The sequence below is a fragment of the Magnetospirillum sp. WYHS-4 genome, assembly GCA_039908345.1.
GTDB lineage: Bacteria > Pseudomonadota > Alphaproteobacteria > Rhodospirillales > GLO-3 > JAMOBD01.
On the sequence record JAMOBD010000043.1, the window covers coordinates 1 to 16,265 of the forward strand.

At 65.3% G+C, this 16,265-nt stretch carries 20 protein-coding genes; 8 read left to right on the plus strand and 12 right to left on the minus strand.

From position 1 onward, the window contains the following. From H7841_12500 to ssb, 3 genes are all read right to left on the minus strand, one after another. On the minus strand, positions 1 to 800 hold an 800-nt coding region (locus H7841_12500), incomplete at its 3' end, for a type IV pili methyl-accepting chemotaxis transducer N-terminal domain-containing protein (protein MEO5337696.1). A gap of 118 nt (positions 801 to 918) precedes the next feature. After that, positions 919 to 2,601 carry a cation:proton antiporter gene (locus H7841_12505; GenBank protein MEO5337697.1) on the minus strand — a complete coding sequence of 561 codons (1,683 nt, stop codon included), beginning with the start codon at positions 2,599 to 2,601 and terminating at the stop codon, positions 919 to 921. A gap of 9 nt (positions 2,602 to 2,610) precedes the next feature. Beyond that, positions 2,611 to 3,129, minus strand: a complete 519-nt coding sequence (gene ssb / locus H7841_12510; GenBank protein MEO5337698.1) for a single-stranded DNA-binding protein — start codon at positions 3,127 to 3,129, stop codon at positions 2,611 to 2,613. A 171-nt stretch (positions 3,130 to 3,300) separates the two neighbouring features. On the opposite strand from ssb, the gene H7841_12515 reads away from it, so the two are divergent. The 3 genes from H7841_12515 to H7841_12525 all read left to right on the plus strand — a co-directional run bounded on the left by H7841_12515 (position 3,301) and on the right by H7841_12525 (position 5,855). Continuing rightward, entirely contained in the window at positions 3,301 to 3,660 is a 360-nt protein-coding gene (locus tag H7841_12515) for a hypothetical protein (protein ID MEO5337699.1), read from the plus strand. Continuing rightward, positions 3,657 to 5,561 (plus strand): YgiQ family radical SAM protein, encoded by a 1,905-nt coding sequence (locus H7841_12520; protein ID MEO5337700.1) that lies wholly within the window; start codon positions 3,657 to 3,659, stop codon positions 5,559 to 5,561. The genes H7841_12515 and H7841_12520 overlap by 4 nt, the downstream gene beginning before the upstream one ends. A 96-nt stretch (positions 5,562 to 5,657) precedes the next feature. After that, positions 5,658 to 5,855: a hypothetical protein gene (locus H7841_12525; protein ID MEO5337701.1), complete on the plus strand. Its 198-nt coding sequence runs from the start codon at positions 5,658 to 5,660 to the stop codon at positions 5,853 to 5,855. Positions 5,856 to 5,995: 140 nt separating this feature from the next. On the opposite strand, the gene H7841_12530 is transcribed toward H7841_12525, so the two are convergent. Continuing rightward, positions 5,996 to 6,358: a hypothetical protein gene (locus H7841_12530; protein ID MEO5337702.1), complete on the minus strand. Its 363-nt coding sequence runs from the start codon at positions 6,356 to 6,358 to the stop codon at positions 5,996 to 5,998. 305 nt (positions 6,359 to 6,663) lie between these two features. Between H7841_12530 and aat the strand changes: the two genes are divergently transcribed. Further along, positions 6,664 to 7,344 (plus strand): leucyl/phenylalanyl-tRNA--protein transferase, encoded by a 681-nt coding sequence (gene aat, locus H7841_12535; GenBank protein ID MEO5337703.1) that lies wholly within the window; start codon positions 6,664 to 6,666, stop codon positions 7,342 to 7,344. Here the strand turns inward: aat and H7841_12540 are convergent. The 7 genes from H7841_12540 to H7841_12570 all read right to left on the minus strand — a co-directional run bounded on the left by H7841_12540 (position 7,266) and on the right by H7841_12570 (position 12,310). Next, the gene (locus tag H7841_12540; GenBank protein MEO5337704.1) at positions 7,266 to 7,673 is read right to left on the minus strand and encodes a DUF2155 domain-containing protein; all 408 of its coding nucleotides are present in this window, start codon (positions 7,671 to 7,673) and stop codon (positions 7,266 to 7,268) included. The two genes, aat and H7841_12540, sit on opposite strands and share 79 nt — an antisense overlap. Beyond that, positions 7,670 to 8,152 carry an MlaD family protein gene (locus tag H7841_12545; protein ID MEO5337705.1) on the minus strand — a complete coding sequence of 161 codons (483 nt, stop codon included), beginning with the start codon at positions 8,150 to 8,152 and terminating at the stop codon, positions 7,670 to 7,672. The genes H7841_12540 and H7841_12545 overlap by 4 nt, the downstream gene beginning before the upstream one ends. Positions 8,153 to 8,167: 15 nt before the next feature. Then, positions 8,168 to 8,638 (minus strand): MlaD family protein, encoded by a 471-nt coding sequence (locus H7841_12550; protein ID MEO5337706.1) that lies wholly within the window; start codon positions 8,636 to 8,638, stop codon positions 8,168 to 8,170. Then, positions 8,628 to 8,981, minus strand: coding sequence for an NADH:ubiquinone oxidoreductase subunit NDUFA12 (locus tag H7841_12555; protein ID MEO5337707.1), 354 nt, complete (start codon positions 8,979 to 8,981; stop codon positions 8,628 to 8,630). The genes H7841_12550 and H7841_12555 overlap by 11 nt, the downstream gene beginning before the upstream one ends. An 85-nt stretch (positions 8,982 to 9,066) precedes the next feature. Beyond that, positions 9,067 to 9,753, minus strand: a complete 687-nt coding sequence (locus H7841_12560; GenBank protein ID MEO5337708.1) for an ABC transporter ATP-binding protein — start codon at positions 9,751 to 9,753, stop codon at positions 9,067 to 9,069. Then, on the minus strand, positions 9,746 to 10,990 hold the full coding sequence (locus H7841_12565) for a lipoprotein-releasing ABC transporter permease subunit (GenBank protein MEO5337709.1): 1,245 nt from the start codon (positions 10,988 to 10,990) through the stop codon (positions 9,746 to 9,748). Before H7841_12565 ends, H7841_12560 begins: the two co-directional genes overlap by 8 nt. A gap of 6 nt (positions 10,991 to 10,996) precedes the next feature. Further along, positions 10,997 to 12,310: a proline--tRNA ligase gene (locus H7841_12570; GenBank protein MEO5337710.1), complete on the minus strand. Its 1,314-nt coding sequence runs from the start codon at positions 12,308 to 12,310 to the stop codon at positions 10,997 to 10,999. Positions 12,311 to 12,477: 167 nt separating this feature from the next. Between H7841_12570 and tpiA the strand changes: the two genes are divergently transcribed. Then, the gene (gene tpiA / locus H7841_12575; GenBank protein MEO5337711.1) at positions 12,478 to 13,239 is read left to right on the plus strand and encodes a triose-phosphate isomerase; all 762 of its coding nucleotides are present in this window, start codon (positions 12,478 to 12,480) and stop codon (positions 13,237 to 13,239) included. Between the two features lie 60 nt (positions 13,240 to 13,299). Here the strand turns inward: tpiA and H7841_12580 are convergent, their stop codons facing one another. Beyond that, positions 13,300 to 13,665 carry a hypothetical protein gene (locus H7841_12580; GenBank protein ID MEO5337712.1) on the minus strand — a complete coding sequence of 122 codons (366 nt, stop codon included), beginning with the start codon at positions 13,663 to 13,665 and terminating at the stop codon, positions 13,300 to 13,302. A 220-nt stretch (positions 13,666 to 13,885) separates the two neighbouring features. Here H7841_12580 and H7841_12585 point away from each other — a divergent pair, with 220 nt between their 5' ends. From H7841_12585 to H7841_12595, 3 genes are all read left to right on the plus strand, one after another. After that, positions 13,886 to 15,448 (plus strand): DUF87 domain-containing protein, encoded by a 1,563-nt coding sequence (locus H7841_12585; GenBank protein MEO5337713.1) that lies wholly within the window; start codon positions 13,886 to 13,888, stop codon positions 15,446 to 15,448. A 109-nt stretch (positions 15,449 to 15,557) separates the two neighbouring features. Then, positions 15,558 to 15,770: a DUF2061 domain-containing protein gene (locus tag H7841_12590; protein ID MEO5337714.1), complete on the plus strand. Its 213-nt coding sequence runs from the start codon at positions 15,558 to 15,560 to the stop codon at positions 15,768 to 15,770. Positions 15,771 to 15,791: 21 nt separating this feature from the next. Beyond that, positions 15,792 to 16,262: a DNA starvation/stationary phase protection protein gene (locus H7841_12595; GenBank protein MEO5337715.1), complete on the plus strand. Its 471-nt coding sequence runs from the start codon at positions 15,792 to 15,794 to the stop codon at positions 16,260 to 16,262. The last annotated feature ends 3 nt before the right edge of the window (positions 16,263 to 16,265 follow it).

Genomic DNA, 16,265 nt, shown 5'->3' on the forward strand with positions numbered 1-16,265 from the left:
ACCAGGGCGAGGGCGCGCCGTAGGGTTTCCTCGACCGGCAAGGTCTCGACCGAGACGCGGAGCAACCCGGCGATGATCTCCTGTTCCGTCAAGCTGCGAAGGATGCGCTCGTCGGCCCGCTCCCGGTCCCGGAAGGCCTGTCGGATCTGGTTGATCATCGGATCGAACAAGGCGATGGCCGACAGCGCCAGGACGCCCAGGGTCGCCACCAGCACCCAGACATGGGCGACGCGCAGCTTTTCGGTGCCGGACTCGCTTTCCTTCTGGAGCAGAGCGACCACCTGGTCCAGCCGTTCCAGCAAGGGGCCGGAGGCCGACGCCATGATATGCAGCAGATGAGGATTGTCGTCGTTGACCGCCGAAAGCGGCGCCCAGGCGAGCGAGCGGACGTGCCCGACAAAGGCGCGGACATCGGCATCCAACTGGGCCGTCGGTCCGCGGTAGAAGGAACGGATTTCCCGGGACAACTCGGGAACGAAGCCGAAGGCGGGGTCGCCGACCGTCAGGGCACGGTGGGAACGTTCCATTTGATCGGCCGCCGCCAGAAGGTCCTGGCGCAGGGCCGCGGCTCCTTCGCGGTCGCCGTGTTCTCCCACGTAGTGCGCGAAGTCATGGGCCAAAATCTGGATGCGCTGCGACAGCATGCGCTGGCGCCCGGCGGTGTTGATCTGGGCACCGGCCCGGGTGTCGCTGGCGATCACGCCGTCCATCAGCAGATAGCCGCCGACCATCAGGGCGGCCAAGACGCCCAGCATGGCGGCATAGCGGATCGTCAAGCCCTTGATGAGCCGCTCGTGCAAGAAACCTCCCGCGCCGATTCAGGTTTTCCCTGTTGTCGGGGTGAATGCACCCCTTATACATAGTTTTGCGGGATGATAAGGGACAAAGCCGGCTGCGGCGAGTGTTTTTCGCTCGAACCTAGGCGTGGGGAGGGCTGTAGTAGGCGCGCCGGAAATCGTCGAGGCTGCGTTCGATCTCGACCGGGTCGAGCCCCGCTTCCTGCAAGGCCAAGCCGGCCAGTTGCAGGCTGGCTTCGATGGTTTCCGGGATCACCCGCGTCGCTCCCGCCTTCAGAAGGATCTCGCGCTGACGGGAGTCGTGGGCGCGAGCCAGGATCATCACGTCGGTTGCGGCATGGCGCACGGAAGATACCGCCGCTTCCGCGTGCCGTGGCCGGTTCAGGGTGATTACCACCGCCTGGGCCCGTTCGACGCCGGCTGCACGCAGGACGGCCGGCTGGGCGGCATCGCCGAAGAACACGGGCAATCCGGCCCGCCGTGCGTCGGCCACCCGATGGGGGTCCGTCTCCAGGGCGACATAGGGGATCTGGCTGGCCGCCAGCAGGCGGGCCACCGTCCGCCCCACCCGTCCATAGCCGGCGATGATAACGTGGCGGCGCAGGTCGCTGGTCTGCAAGGCGAAGCGCTCTTGGCCCCAGCGCCGCTCCAGCTTTTCGGCGGCGAAGCGTCCGAGGAAAGCGAGCAGCGGCGTCGCCGCCATGGAAAGCGCCACCACGGCCAGCAGGATCTGGCTGTCCGCCGGCTCCACCACCCCCAGTTCGGTGGCTGGTTTCAGAAGCACGAAGGCGAATTCGCCGCCCTGAGCGAGCAACAGGCCGACCCGCAGGGCGGCCGGCAGGGACAGGCGGAAGGCCATGGCGAGCGCAAAAAGAATCGTCGCCTTGAGGGCGAGCAGTCCCAGGGTCAACCCGAGGACCGCTCCCAGCCGCTCTCCCACCAGCGGCAGGTCGATGGCCATGCCGACGGTCATGAAGAAGAGTCCCAGCAGCAACCCGCGGAAGGGGGCGATATCGGCTTCCACCTGATGGCGGTAGGCGGTATCCGACAGCAGCAGGCCGGCCAGGAAGGCTCCCAGGGCCATGGACATGCCGGCCTCGGCCGTGGCCCAGCCGACCGCCAGGATGAGCAGCAGGTTGGTCGCCGTGAAAACCTCCGGATTGCCGGCCGCCGAGATGAAGCGGTAGGCCGGCCCGATGACGAACCGCCCCGCCAGGAAGATGACGGCCATCGCCGCGCCCGCCTTTACGCTGGCCAGCCCCAGGGCGGATGCGATGCTTCCCGAATCGCCCTTGAGCAGAGGCAGCAGGGTCAGCACCGGGACGACCGCCAAGTCCTGCAGGATCAGTACGGCCACGGCGGCGCGGCCGAAGCGGGTTACCGTCTCGTTGCGCTCCACCAGCATGGTCAACACGGCGGCGGTCGAGGAAAAGGCCAGAACGGCGCCGATCGTCAAGGCCGCCGCGGAACTGCGTCCCAGGGCCAGGGCGATGCCGCCGATCGCGGCGCCGGTCCAAAGAACCTGCAGTACTCCCAGCCCGAGGATGTAGTGGCGCATGGATCTCAGGCGGGTGATCGGCAGTTCCAGGCCGATGGCGAACAGCAGAAACACCACCCCGAATTCGGCCAGGGGTTGGGTCTGCGTGGAGATGATTACCGGGCCCGGGGTGTAAGGGCCCAGGGCCACGCCGGCCGCCAGGTAGGCGATCACCGACGGGATTCCCAAGCGTTTGGCGACCGGCACGATGACGACCGCCGCCATCAGCAGGATCAGGATATCCAGGTAGAGCGGAGAGTGGGACATTCCCGCGGGCTAGAAGGGGATTTCGTCGTCCAGGTCGCCGCCCGGCGCCGGACCGCGCCCGGCGCCGCCGGCCGGACGACTGCCGCCGCTTCCGCTGGCAGTACCGCCCTGATCCGGGGGAGCCCAATCGGGCTCGCCCGGCGGGGAATAACCGCCGCCGCCGCCACCGCCGCCGCCCTTCGAATCGAGCAGGGTCAATTCGCCCTTGAAGCGGGTGAGAACGACTTCGGTGGTGTAGCGTTCCTGCCCGTCGTTGCCGGTCCACTTACGGGTTTGCAGGGAGCCCTCGACGTAGACCTTGGAGCCTTTGCGCAGGTATTGCTCGGCGATTCCGGCCAAGCGGTCATTGAAGACCACGACCCTGTGCCATTCGGTTTTTTCCTTGCGCTCCCCGGAGCCCTTGTCCTTCCAGGATTCGCTGGTGGCGAGGGTGAAGTTGACGATCTTCGAGCCATCCTGGGCATAGCGCACCTCGGGGTCGCGCCCCAGGTTTCCCACCAGGATCACCTTGTTCACCGAGCCCGCCATGGTACCCCCCTGATTGCGATTACTGCTGAAAGCTAGAACACGAACCGAACGAACGCAAGTGGCTTCGGCGGGGGTGAAATGCTACGGGATTGCCACAATATTCCTTGTCGATGGAGTCGGTTACTTTGCCTCCAGTCCGGGGGCGCGAGTTATCTGGCGCAGGAGCGGGGTATGGTGTCGGTACAGAAATTGGTCCATTTGCATCTGGGGTGGCACCGGGATTTCCGGGAGCGGCTGGAGCGGGGCGAGCCCGTCGACCCGGTCGCGGTCGGCCGTGACGATCTTTGTGCCGTGGGGCGATGGGTCTACGGCGAGGGAATGGCCTACACCGGACTTTCCGAGTATGAGGCCTTCAAGGAGGCCCATGCGGGCTATCATGCTTCGGTTGCCCGGACCGCCGAACTGGCGGCCGAGGGCAAGACCGACGAGGCCCGGGAACGGTGTTCGCCCGATGGCGCCAGTGGCGCCGCGTCTCTCGACCTCATCATGAAGTGCGGCGATCTGACGGAGAAGCTCGCCGCCAAGGAATGATCCTGGGCTATAGTGCGGCGATGGACGCTCCGGCACTCTTCCTGCCCACGACGCGAGCCGAGATGGATGGTCTCGGCTGGGACGCCTGCGACGTGGTGATCGTCACCGGCGACGCCTATGTGGACCACCCGAGCTTCGGCATGGCCATCGTCGGCCGCCTGCTGGAGGCCCAGGGCCTTCGGGTCGGCATTCTCGCCCAGCCCGATTGGAGGAACGCCGAGGCCTTCAAGACGCTTGGCCGGCCGCGCCTGTTCTTCGGCGTCACCGCCGGCAACATGGATTCCATGGTCAACCGCTACACCTCCGACCGGCGGCTGCGCCACGACGACGCCTATACGGCGGGCGGGGAAGGGGGACGACGTCCCGACCGGGCGGCCATCGTCTATGCCCAGCGCTGCCGCGAGGCCTTCCGGGACGTTCCCGTCGTACTGGGCGGCATCGAGGCCAGCCTGCGCCGCATCGCCCATTTCGACTACTGGTCGGAAACCGTGCGCCGGTCCATCCTGATGGACGCCAAGGCCGACCTGCTGCTTTACGGCAACGCCGAACGGGCCCTCGTCGACGTGGCCCGCCGCGTCATGGTCGGGGAGCGCCTGCGGGACATCCACGACCTGCGCGGGTCGGTCTGCATCCGCGACGCGGTGCCGGACGGCTGGCGGGAAGTCGATTTCCTGCAAGGCGGCGGCGACGGGCCCGCCGTGGTGCGGCTGCCCTCCTTCGAGGCGGTGCGCGACGATCCGCTTCTTTATGCCCAAGCCTCCCGCGCCTTTCATCTGGAAAGCAATCCGGGCAATGCCCGGCCACTGGTGCAGCGGCACGGCGACAAGGAGGTCTGGGTCAATCCGCCGCCTCTTCCCCTGTCCACCGGGGAGATGGACCGGATCTACGAACTGCCGTTCGCCCGGGCCCCCCATCCGGCCTACGGAACGGCCCGCATTCCGGCCTGGGAGATGATCCGCTTTTCGGTGACCATCCTGCGCGGCTGCTTCGGCGGCTGTTCCTTCTGTTCCATCGCCGAACACGAGGGCCGTATCGTGCAGAACCGGTCCGAGGAGTCGGTGCTGCGCGAAATCGAGGCGGTGCGCGACAAGACGCCGGGGTTCACCGGCACCATTTCCGATCTGGGGGGGCCGACCGCCAACATGTACCGGCTGGCCTGCAAGTCGGCCAAGGCGCAGGCCGTCTGCCGGCGGCCGTCCTGCGTGTTCCCGGAAATCTGCAAGAACCTGGACACCGACCACGCCCCCTTGATCCACCTTTACCGCAAGGCACGGTCCATCAAGGGTGTCAAGCGGGTCCTGGTGGCGTCCGGGGTCCGCTACGATCTGGCGCTCCGCGATCCGGACTATGTGAAGGAACTGGCCGCCCATCACGTGGGCGGTTACCTGAAGGTGGCGCCCGAACATACGGAACCCGGTCCGCTGGCCTGCATGATGAAGCCTGGCATCGAGGCCTATGACCGCTTCCAGGAAATGTTCGAACGCTTTTCCCGCGCAGCCGGCAAGCGCCAATATCTGATTCCCTATTTCATCGCCGCCCATCCCGGCACCACCGACGCCGACATGGTCAAGCTGGCCGTCTGGTTGCGGCGGCGGGGGCTCAAGCTGGATCAGGTGCAGGCCTTCCTTCCGTCGCCCCTGTCGCTGGCCACCGCCATGTACCACACGGGGCTCAATCCGCTACGGCCGGTACGGCAAGGGGGAGGGGAGGCGGTCTTTGTCCCCAAGGGCGCCCGCCAGCGCCGGCTGCACAAGGCCTTCCTGCGCTGGCACGACCCGGAAAACGCCCCTTTGCTGCGCGAGGCCCTGCTGGCCATGGGGCGCCGGGACCTTATCGGCTCCGGGCCCGGCTGCCTGGTTCCGCCCGGCCCGATCGATAGGCCGCGACCGCGAAGCCGCTAGGTCTCCTTCGCGTTTGCAATATTAGAATTTTATGATATACGCATATTAACGTTTCAATTTGAATGGAGAGGCATCATGCCGACCCCGAATCCCCCGATGACCGACGATCTGCAGACCGAACTGGAATTCACCCTGGTGGAAATCGCCCGCTTGGTGGAAGACGAACAGGAATTCGAGGCGATGGCCAAGGCCAAGGCCGTCTGCGACACCCTGCGCGGCCTGCGCCAGGGCCCCGAGGTCGACGCCCTCCGCGCCCGCCTGGTGGAAGTGGCCGACGTGCTGCTGGCGGCGTGATCAGTTGATCTTGTTCGTCGATGCCGTGGTGACCTGCTTGCCGTTGGCATGCTGCTCTTCGGTGGGAGGAGGCGATCCGCCGCCATCCGCCCCTTGGCCTTTCTAAGGAAAGGCCATTCCCCATGCCCAATCGAAAACGATTATTTGCGCCGGCCGGCGCGGCGGGCACCCTGTCCCCCGGTTGCCGCCGCCGGGTGCCCGTGGTCGTCGTCCACGCCGCGCAGGGTGGCAAGCATCACCGTGGTGAGAAGGACATTATCCTTCCGGCTGTTTTCCACCAATTCCTTAACTTGTTCGAATTGATGATCGGGTTCGTAGCGGGCCTTGACGCCGCACATGGCTTCCACCAGCGCGCTGACGGCCGTCCCGATCCAGTCGTAGGCCTTGCGCATGGAAGGATCGCCAACGTGGAGTCCGGTCAGATCCGGCGAGGTGAAGATATGGCTGTGGTGGCCCTGCTTGTAGAAAATCCGAACCGTTGCCGGTGCGTCCCTGAGGCCCATGTCCGTGCCTTCCATCTTCCTCTGGCACCCACCCCGCCACCTACCGAACGTTGTATGAGCCATGGCATTATGAAGTCAACAGAAAAGCCAAGTTTATCCCCGTATTCCACAGGCGAGCCGGATGAGGGTGGGATATTCTGTAACGACTTTCCGTTCCGGACCGATAAACTGTATGGGCGTGGCTTTCTATATATTCGTATTTGTTGATTTGTATTACGCAACATGTTGTGTTGCCCTCCCTGTTCCGCGCGTCCTGTATCGACAACTTCTTGCCGGGAGGGAGTTTGGCAAGCCATCATGGGGCCATGGCCGTTCCCGTTCAGCGCATTCCCCCGGAAATCCTGCTCCGCGCCTATGCCTCGGGGGTCTTTCCCATGGCCGAGACGCGCGACGATCCGGATTTCTTCTGGGTCGATCCCAAGCGGCGGGGCATCCTGCCTCTGGATGCCTTCCACGTGCCGCGCCGTCTGAAGCGAACGCTCCGCCAGGCTCCCTTCGAGGTGCGCTGCGATGGCGCTTTTTCCGCCGTGGTGCGGGCTTGCGCCGAAAGCCCGGGGCCCAACCGCCGCGAGACCTGGATCAACCGAACCATCGAAGAATCCTATGCCGAACTCCACGCACTGGGCTTCGCCCATAGCGTCGAATGTTGGCGGGAAGGGGAATTGGTCGGGGGCCTCTACGGCGTGTCGCTGGGGGGGGCCTTCTTCGGCGAGAGCATGTTCTCGCGCGTCGAGGACGCCTCCAAGGTGGCCCTGGTGCACTTGGCGATACGTCTGCGCCTGGGTGGCTACGTGCTGCTGGACATCCAGTTCGTCACCGAGCACCTGAAGCGCTTCGGCGCCGTCGAGATCCCGGCCCGCGACTATCTGGAACGGCTGGAAGCGGCCCTGTCGATTCCAGCCGAATTCTACGGCGACTTGCCGGAAGGCGTCCTGGCGGGCGCCATGGCGGCGCTCTGCTCGCAATCCAGCACCCAGACGTCGTAAACCGGGTGCTCCATCGCCGAAAGCGCTGGACTGGAGGCGAACATCCAGCCGCGGAACAGTTCCACCGGTGCCTCGCCCACGCGGGCTTCGCGGATGTCCAGGAAGGCGGCGCTTTCCGGCAGTTCTTCGGGCGAGCGCTTGTCGCAGCGGTAAGCGGTGATTTCCAGGGTGCCGAAGCGCACCGTATCGTTGACCGCCACCCGGATGGTGGAGACCCGCGCCGTCACCTTGTCCATGCCCTGTAGCACCGCCACCCCCATGGGCTCGGCCGCCGCCGGGACGGCGGCCATCAGGACCTGGGCGAACAAGCCGAAGAAGGGAATCCTCACGGCTGCGGGCCGCCGTCCTGCTGCTTGTCCTTGCCGCCGGTGGCCAGGAAGATGATCTCGCCGACCTGGTCCTCCAGGGAGCGGAAGTCCTTGGTCTTGGCGATGGTGCCGCCGGGGGGCAGGGTCTTGCCCTTGTCGCTGCCCGGTTCCAGGCGAACGTATTTGCCGCCCATGATGCCCTCGCTGGCGATGGAGGCCACGGTGTCGACCGGCAGCTTGATGTTCGCCGAAATCGACATTTCGACCAAGGCGTCGAAGGTCTTGGGGGCGAGGCGGTGCTCGGTGACCGTGCCCACCTTGATGCCGCTGATGCGGACGTCGCTGCCCTTCTTCAGCCCGCCGATCTTGTAGAAGGAGGCCGTCAGCGCGTAACCTTCCACTGCCTTGATCTCGGCGGTTTGGACGGCCACGTAGACGAAGGCGGCGGCCACCAGAAGCACCACCGCACCCATTACCGTTTCGACCAGACTGCGTCCCACGGCCCTTGCCCCTTCCTAGTTCTTCCGGTTCGCCCGGCCTTCGGCGATGATCAAGTCCAGCAGTTCGCCGACGATCACCGCGTCCTGCGTGAAGTCGATGGTGGCGCCGGGCTTGAAGTTCTCTTCCTCGCCGCCCGGTTCCAGGACCACGAACTTGGAACCGAACAAGCCATCGGTATGCACGGCTGCCGAGGTGTCGCGCGGCAACTTGACCGACGAGCGGATGCGCAAGGTCGCCACGGCGCGGAAGTTGGCGTCCAGGCTCAGGCGGTCCACGGTGCCCACCCGGATGCCGCCCAGGTGGACTTCGTCGCCTTCCAGCAACCCGTCGACGCGGTTGAAGATGGCCTTCAGGGCGTATTCGCCTGCCTGGGTCTTGGCGGCGTCCTTGCCGCCGCCGTAGGACAGCCCCAGCATGGCGACCAAGCCCAGCACCGCCAAGCCGCCGACCAGAACCTCCCGAATCTCCCGATCCTTACTGCGCATCCGGCTGCCAAGCCTCGTAGGCGCCGGAGCCGGTGCTGCCGCCAACCAAGTCGTGCCCCTGAGGCCGATAGGCGGCCCGGGTGCCAGTCGGATTGGACTGGTGGGGTTTCTGCCAGGGCCTGGGATTGGCTGCGATCTCGGTCAGGGGCTGGGGCACCGTATGGTGCAGCCAGGCATGCCATTCGGGCGGCACCTTGGATGCCTCGGGGTCGCCCTTGTAGAGTACCCAACGCCGTTCCGTTCCGTGCCGTTTGTGGGACGAGCGGAAATAGCGGTTGCCGAATTCGTCGGTCCCTTCCAGGCGGCCGAAGATCCAGGTGTAGAACAGCGTGCCGACAATCATGGGGTCCACCCGCCCTTTGGAAATCCGAGGCGCCCGAATATGGCACCAGCCGCCCGCCCCGTCCAGGGGGCAGAAGCGGCGGCGGCTACTGCTCGACCAGCACGCCTTCCTCGACGCGCAGGATGCGGTCCATGCGGCGGGCGAGGTCGGGGTTGTGGGTGGCGATCAGGGCAGCCAGCCCGGCGCCGCGTGCCAACTTTAGCAGGACGCCGAAGACTTCTTCGGCCGTGTGCGGGTCCAGGTTGCCGGTCGGCTCGTCGGCCAGCAACAGGCGCGGCGCGTTCGCCAGGGCGCGGGCGATGGCGACCCGCTGCTGCTCGCCGCCCGATAGGCGGGCCGGACGATGCTCGGCGCGATCCGCCAGGCCCATGGCGGCCAGGAGTTGGGTGGCGCGCTCACGCGCCTCCGAACGGCCCAGGCCCGCGATCACCTGCGGGATGACCACGTTTTCCAGGGCGGTGAACTCGGGTAGCAGATGGTGGTACTGGTAGACGAATCCCATGAAATGACGGCGTAGCAAGGTGCGGCGGTCGTCGCCCAGCTTGGAGCAAGCTTCGCCGCAGACCTCGATCTCGCCCGCGTCGGGCTTTTCCAGAAGGCCCGCGATATGCAGCAAGGTCGACTTGCCGGCGCCGGACGGACCGACCAAGCCGACGATTTCGCCTTCCCGGATGGACAGTTCGGCGCCCCGGAGAATTTCCAGGTCGGATTTGCCCTGGTGAAAGGTGCGGAGGATGCCGGAAAGGCGGAGGACCTGAGGCGCATCATTCATAGCGCAGGGCCTCCGCCGGATCGATGCGCGCCGCCCGCCAGGACGGGTAGAGCGTGGCCAGAAGCGACAGCCCCAGGCCCATGCCCACCACGGCGATCACCTCGTTGTAGTCGACGATGGCCGGTAGCTTGGACAGGAAGTAGATCTCGGCGGCGAACAGGTCGTTGCCGGTGAAGCCCTGGATGAACTGGCGCACCGACTCGATGTTCCTGGTGAACGACAGGCCCAGGGCCACGCCGAAGGTGGTGCCGATGACGCCCACGCTGGCCCCGGCGATGAAGAAGACGCGCAGGATCATGCCGCGCGTCGCCCCCATGGTGCGCAGGATCGCGATGTCGCGGTGCTTGTCCTTGACCAGCATTATCAGGCTGGAGATGATGTTGAAGGCCGCCACCAGGATGATGAGGGTGAGGATCAGGAACATGACGTTCCGTTCCACCTGGATGGCGTTGAAGAAGCTGGAATTGGCCTGTTGCCAGTCATAGACCTGGGTCTCGCCGCCCAGGGCGGCGGTGATGCGCCCCGTCAACTGGCGGGCCTTGTGCGGGTCTTCGACGAAGATTTCCAGGTTGCTCACCTTTTCCGGCATCTGGAAGAAAGTCTGGGCGGCTTCCAGGGGCAGGAAGACGAAGTTGGAATCGTATTCGAACATGCCGACCCGGAAGGTGGCGGCGATCTTGTATGTGCGCAGTCGGGGCACGGTGCCGAAAGCGGTGACGCTGCCCTTGGGCGAGATGACGGTGATGTCGTCGCCCACGTCCAGGCCCAGCTTGCCGGCCAGCCGGCCACCCACCACCACGTGGTCGGGGCCGCCGAACTTGGTCAAGTCGCCGCCCACGATGTTGTCGGCGATCATCTTGCGCTTGGCCAGGTCGTCGGGACGGACGCCGCGGATCATGGCGCCGCGCGCCACGCCCTTGGCGGTGACCATCACTTGGCCCTCGATCAGCGGCGTGACCTGCACCACGCCCGGAATCTTCCGCACCTGATCGGCCGCCATGTCGAACAGCAGCAACTGGTTGGACGGGCCGGTGACGCTCAGGTGCCCGTTGACTCCCAGGATGCGGGTCAGCAGTTCCTGGCGAAAGCCGTTCATCACCGACATGACGATGATAAGCGTCGCCACCCCCAGGCCAATGCCCAGCAGGGAGAACCAGGCGATGACCGAAATGAAACCTTCCTGCCGACGGGCCCGCAGGTAGCGCATCGCCATCATCCATTCGAAGCGCGAGAACATGCCCCGCTACCCGGCGAAGCGGTTCAAGACCGCGTCCAGGGACACTTCGTCCTTGACGCCGGTCCGGCGGTTCTTGATCTCGGCCCGGCCGGCGGCGACGCCCTTGGGGCCGACCACCACCTGCCAGGGCAGGCCGATCAGGTCCATGTCGGCGAACTTGACCCCGGCGCGGGCGTCGCGGTCGTCGTAGAGCACGTCCACCCCGGCCTTTTCCAGTTTGCCGTAGAGGTCGGCGCAGGCGGCATCGCAGGCGGCATCGCCGCTTTTCAGGTTGATAAGGCCGATGCGGTAGGGGGCGACGCTTTCCGGCCAGACGATGCCGGCCTCGTCGTGGGACGCCTCGATGATGCCGCCCACCAAGCGCGACACGCCGATGCCGTAGGAGCCCATCTCGACCGTGATCTCCTCGCCCGCCGGGCCGGCCACCGCCGCCTTCATGGGGGCCGAGTACTTGGTGCCGAAATTGAAGATATGGCCCACTTCGATGCCGCGCGCCGTCACCAGGTCGACCCCGGCCGCCGCCGCCTTGGCGGGATCGTACTTTTCCGAGGTGGCGGCGTAGTAGGAAGTCCAGGTGTCGACGACGGGCTGCAGGTCGCCCTCGTAGTCGAGGTCCGCACCGGGGATCGGCATTTCCAGCAGCGCCTTGTGGCACTGCACCTCGGATTCGCCGGTTTCGGCCAGGATGATGAACTCGTGGCTCATGTCGCCGCCGATGGGGCCGCTTTCCGCCGCCATGGGAATGGCCTTGAGCCCCAGGCGGGCGAAGGTGCGCAGGTAGGCGACGAACATCTTGTTGTAGGACCGCCGGGCGTCCTCCTTGGTCTGGTCGAAGGAATAGCAGTCCTTCATCAGGAACTCGCGCCCGCGCATGACGCCGAAACGGGGCCGCACCTCGTCGCGGAACTTCCAGTGGATCTGGTAGAGCATCTGCGGCAGGTCCTTGTAGCTGCGGACGTTCTGCCGGAAGACGTCGGTCACCACCTCTTCATGGGTGGGGCCGTAGAGCATGTCGCGTTCGTGCCGGTCGCGGATGCGCAGCATCTCGGGGCCGTAGGCGTCGTAACGGCCGCTTTCCCGCCAAAGTTCGGCCGACTGGACGGTGGGCATCAGGATCTCGTGGGCGCCGGCTGCATCCTGCTCCTCGCGCACGATCTGCTCGATCCTGCGCAGCACCCGGTAGCCCAGCGGCAGCCATGTGTAGATGCCTGCCGCATGCTGGCGGATCATCCCGGCCCGGAGCATCAGGCGGTGCGAGACGATCTGGGCCTCGGACGGGGTTTCCTTGAGGGTCGGCAGGAACAGGCGGGACAAGCGCATGGACGGCTCCGGACAAAAGAATGCGCGGCACTCTAATCTCCCGCCGCCCCAGGGGCAAGGAGGGCCTTTCCGGCCGGATTGCACGCCCCACCCGGAAGTGTGTGGAGGGGGATGGGCCTCTGTGGTACATCTGCCGTCCCTTTTCCGCGCACAGCCAGGAGACCGCCATGACCAAGCCCCGCCGCCCCCTGATCGCCGGCAACTGGAAGATGAACGGCCTGTCCGCCGACGGCACGGCTCTGGCCGAGGCCCTGGCCGAGAGGATGAGAGGCGTCGCCAATCCGGCCTTCGACATGCTGGTCTGCCCTCCCTTCACCCTGATCTCGCGGGTGGCCGACGCCGTGGCCGGCACCGCCATCGCGGTGGGCGGCCAGGACTGCCATATGAAGGAAAAGGGCGCTCACACGGGCGACACCAGCGCCTGGGCGCTGAAGGATGCCGGCTGCACCTATGCCATCGTCGGTCATTCCGAGCGGCGCACCGACCACAAGGAGACCGACGCCATGGTCAAGGCCAAGGCTGAAGCGGCCCTGGCCGCCGGCCTGAAGGTGATCGTCTGCATCGGCGAAACCCTGGCCGAACGCGACGCCGGCAAGACCCTGGAAGTCAACCGCAGCCAGTTCCAGGGCTCGCTGCCCGACGGCGCCACCGCCGACAACGTGGTCATCGCCTACGAGCCGGTCTGGGCCATCGGCACCGGCCGCACGGCCTCGCCCGAACAGGCCCAGGAAGTGCACGCCGCCATCCGTGCCGAGATCAAGTCCCGCTTAGGCGAGGCGGTCGCGGCCAAGATGCGTATCCTCTACGGCGGTTCCATGAAGCCCGACAACGCCAAGGAACTGATCGCCAAGCCGGATATCGACGGCGGCCTGATCGGCGGCGCGGCCCTCAAGGCCGAGGACTTCTGGGGCATCGCCCAAAGCTGCTGAAGACGACGATGGCCGGACCCACCCGGGCCCGGCCATCGCCTCTAATAGCGAATTCCGGCACTACTCGTAGTCGGCCGATGTTTCGCCGGTCTTGCGGTTATAGCGGACGACGATCTTCGACGTCGTGCAGAGGTCGAAGTCGTGCCATTCGGCAGTTTCCTTATCGTCGTACACCACCTTCAAGTCCCAGAGGCAGGTCTTGGCGCTCCGCGAGAAGTGAATGTGGACGGAATCGCCGTTGGCGAGAATGTCGCGGCCCAGCACGTCGTTTTGCCAATCGTCGCTGTCGGCCGGCGTGACGTAGACTTCATCGATGGCGTAGCCCGTCTTGTTGACCAGATCGAAGTCCTGCTTGCTCTGGGCGATGGCCGCCGATGCGAAGCCCGCAGCCAGGACGAAAGCCGTCAGGATGATTTTCCGGATCATACTCATTATTCTCCTTGGATAATAAAAACTCGCAGTACTGAACCTAGTCGATCCGAAAGAATTTTGAAACAAAAACTGGAGACCTATTTGTTGAATGTACCCGCGTCCACCGGATTGCCTTGCCTGGAAGCGAATGGTCCAGAGCGTGTCCGTGGTCACTTCCGTCCGGCCGCCGGCACCCGCATAATGGCTCCTTCGGGGCTGGATCGGGGAGGCGGGTATGGCGGAAGGGATGGGTCGCATCGTCGCGGTGACCGGAGCGACGGTGCTGGCGCGGGCCGGCGTGGACGAGTCCTCCGCCTTGGCCCTGCGTATCGGGGGGCTGGTCCGTATCGCGCAGCCGGACGCCGTTGTTTTCGGGGTCGTTAACAGCCTGGCTCTGGAGAATGGCGATGGTGCGGGGATTCGCCTGGAAATCCAACTCTTGGGTGAGGTCGAGGCGGGGAAATCCGCCTTCCGGCGCGGCGTGTCTTTCTTTCCGCGTATCGGCGACGTCGTCGAAGCCGCTCCGGATACCGACATCGCCACCATCTATGCGCCGACCAAGGCGGCCTCGGTTCGCATCGGGACCATACATCAGACTCGCGGCGTTCCCGCCCATGTGCTGACCGACGAACTGCTGGGCAAGCATTTCGCCATCCTGGGCTCCACCGGATCGGGAAAGTCCTGCACTGTGGCGTTGCTGCTGCAAACCATCCTGGAATTCCATCCGGGCGGCCACGTCATCCTGCTCGATCCCCACAACGAGTACGCCCATGCCTTCAAGGAGAAGGCCGAGGCGGTGTCCATCGCCAATCTGCATTTGCCCTACTGGCTGCTGAACTTCGAGGAATTGGTCAAGGTGCTGGCGACCGGCGAGGGAGCGGACCGCGAATCCCAGATCATGATCCTCAAGGAGGCGGTACTGGAGGCCCGCAAGGCGGGCGGCGAGGCGGCGGGCGGTCCCGAGGTGGTGTTGACGGTGGATACTCCCGTGCCCTTCCGTCTCAGCGACCTCAAGCGGCAGATCGATGGCGCCATGGGCAAGTTGGAGAAGCCCGAGGGCGCCCGCCCCTACATGAAGATTCTCAATCGCTTGGACAGCCTGATGGCGGATCGGCGCTTTGCCTTCATGTTTTCCAACCTGCTCGTGCGCGACGTGATGGCCGATCTGCTTTCTCGCCTGCTGCGTATTCCGGTGGCGGGCAAGCCGGTGACCTGCGTCGATTTGTCGGGCGTGCCTTCCGAGATCGTCGACGTGGTGGTTTCGGTGCTGACCCGCATGATCTTCGACTTCGCCATCTGGAGTTCCGAAGAGGTGGAGATGGCGCCCGTCCTCCTGGTCTGCGAGGAAGCCCACCGCTACGCTCCGGAAAACGACGGCAGCGGCTTCGGGCCGACGCGGGCCTCCATCGCCCGCATCGCCAAGGAAGGGCGCAAGTACGGGGTTTCGATCTGTCTGGTCAGCCAGAGGCCGTCCGAACTGTCGGCCACTATCCTGTCCCAGTGTTCGACCCTGTTCGCCCTGCGTCTGGCCAACGAGCAGGATCTGGCCTTCGTGCGCAACGTCCTGCCGGAATCGGCGGGCGGATTCCTCAAGGTATTGCCAGCCCTGCACCCGCAAGAGGCCTTGGCGATGGGCGAGGGGGTCCCTGTCCCCATGCGCATCCGTTTCGATTCCCTTCCCGAGGACCGGCGGCCGAAGAGTCACTCGGCGGCCTATTCGGCGGCGTGGCGGGAAGATCGTCTGGACGGCGAATTCGTCCGCCGGGTCGTACAGAAGTGGCGCCGACAGGTTCGATAGCCGATTAATCGACGGTTACGATTATTTCACATAAAGATATTCATTGGAACGATTTTAAGCCTGGGGTGTAAGCTTTCCGTGTTGGAACTGCCCACAGAGGGAAGCCGCCATGGACACCGTCAAGACCCTGACTTTCGCTTGCGTGCACTTCAGCGTCGCGTTTCTGGTCGGCTACCTGATTACGGGCAGTCTGGCGATGGGGGGGGCGTTGGCTCTGGTGGAGCCCCTGTGCAATACGGTAGCCTATCACTTCCACGAGAAGGCATGGGCGACCGTGACCAAGGAGCGCCGCCGCCAGCCCGTCTCGGCCTGTCCGGTTTGAACAAAGGAAGGGGATCGATACATGAGCGACATCGATATCGGCATCTCGAAAAAGGATCGCAAGGAAATCGGCGAGGGCTTGGCCCGCATGCTGGCGGACACCTATACCGTCTACCTGAAGACCCACAACTTCCACTGGAACGTGACGGGTCCGATGTTCAACACGCTGCACCTGATGTTCGAGCAGCAGTATACCGAGCTATCCCTGGCCGTGGACCTGATCGCCGAACGTATCCGGGCTCTGGATCTGCCGGCGCCCGGCAGCTATGCCGATTTCGGCAAGCTGACGGTCATCAAGGAGGCCAAAGGCGTGCCGGCGGCCGAGGACATGGTCCGCCAGTTGGTCAAGGACCACGAGGCGGTGGTGCGCACGGCGCGTTCCATCTTCGCCAAAGTCGACGAAGCCAACGACCAGCCGAGCGCCGACCTGCTGACACAGCGCATGCAGGTGCACGAAAAGACCGCCTGGATGCTGCGCAGCCTGGTGAGCTGAACC

What these genes read in the sequence shown, in the direction of transcription:
- H7841_12505 (MEO5337697.1), bottom strand. Translation starts at nt 2,601, where the DNA reads ATGTCCCACTCTCCGCTCTACCTGGATATCCTGATCCTGCTGATGGCG.
- ssb (MEO5337698.1), bottom strand. Translation starts at nt 3,129, where the DNA reads ATGGCGGGCTCGGTGAACAAGGTGATCCTGGTGGGAAACCTGGGGCGC.
- H7841_12515 (MEO5337699.1), top strand. Translation starts at nt 3,301, where the DNA reads ATGGTGTCGGTACAGAAATTGGTCCATTTGCATCTGGGGTGGCACCGG.
- H7841_12520 (MEO5337700.1), top strand. Translation starts at nt 3,657, where the DNA reads ATGATCCTGGGCTATAGTGCGGCGATGGACGCTCCGGCACTCTTCCTG.
- H7841_12525 (MEO5337701.1), top strand. Translation starts at nt 5,658, where the DNA reads ATGACCGACGATCTGCAGACCGAACTGGAATTCACCCTGGTGGAAATC.
- H7841_12530 (MEO5337702.1), bottom strand. Translation starts at nt 6,358, where the DNA reads ATGGGCCTCAGGGACGCACCGGCAACGGTTCGGATTTTCTACAAGCAG.
- aat (MEO5337703.1), top strand. Translation starts at nt 6,664, where the DNA reads ATGGCCGTTCCCGTTCAGCGCATTCCCCCGGAAATCCTGCTCCGCGCC.
- H7841_12550 (MEO5337706.1), bottom strand. Translation starts at nt 8,638, where the DNA reads ATGCGCAGTAAGGATCGGGAGATTCGGGAGGTTCTGGTCGGCGGCTTG.
- H7841_12555 (MEO5337707.1), bottom strand. Translation starts at nt 8,981, where the DNA reads ATGATTGTCGGCACGCTGTTCTACACCTGGATCTTCGGCCGCCTGGAA.
- H7841_12560 (MEO5337708.1), bottom strand. Translation starts at nt 9,753, where the DNA reads ATGAATGATGCGCCTCAGGTCCTCCGCCTTTCCGGCATCCTCCGCACC.
- H7841_12565 (MEO5337709.1), bottom strand. Translation starts at nt 10,990, where the DNA reads ATGTTCTCGCGCTTCGAATGGATGATGGCGATGCGCTACCTGCGGGCC.
- H7841_12570 (MEO5337710.1), bottom strand. Translation starts at nt 12,310, where the DNA reads ATGCGCTTGTCCCGCCTGTTCCTGCCGACCCTCAAGGAAACCCCGTCC.
- tpiA (MEO5337711.1), top strand. Translation starts at nt 12,478, where the DNA reads ATGACCAAGCCCCGCCGCCCCCTGATCGCCGGCAACTGGAAGATGAAC.
- H7841_12580 (MEO5337712.1), bottom strand. Translation starts at nt 13,665, where the DNA reads ATGATCCGGAAAATCATCCTGACGGCTTTCGTCCTGGCTGCGGGCTTC.
- H7841_12585 (MEO5337713.1), top strand. Translation starts at nt 13,886, where the DNA reads ATGGCGGAAGGGATGGGTCGCATCGTCGCGGTGACCGGAGCGACGGTG.
- H7841_12590 (MEO5337714.1), top strand. Translation starts at nt 15,558, where the DNA reads ATGGACACCGTCAAGACCCTGACTTTCGCTTGCGTGCACTTCAGCGTC.
- H7841_12595 (MEO5337715.1), top strand. Translation starts at nt 15,792, where the DNA reads ATGAGCGACATCGATATCGGCATCTCGAAAAAGGATCGCAAGGAAATC.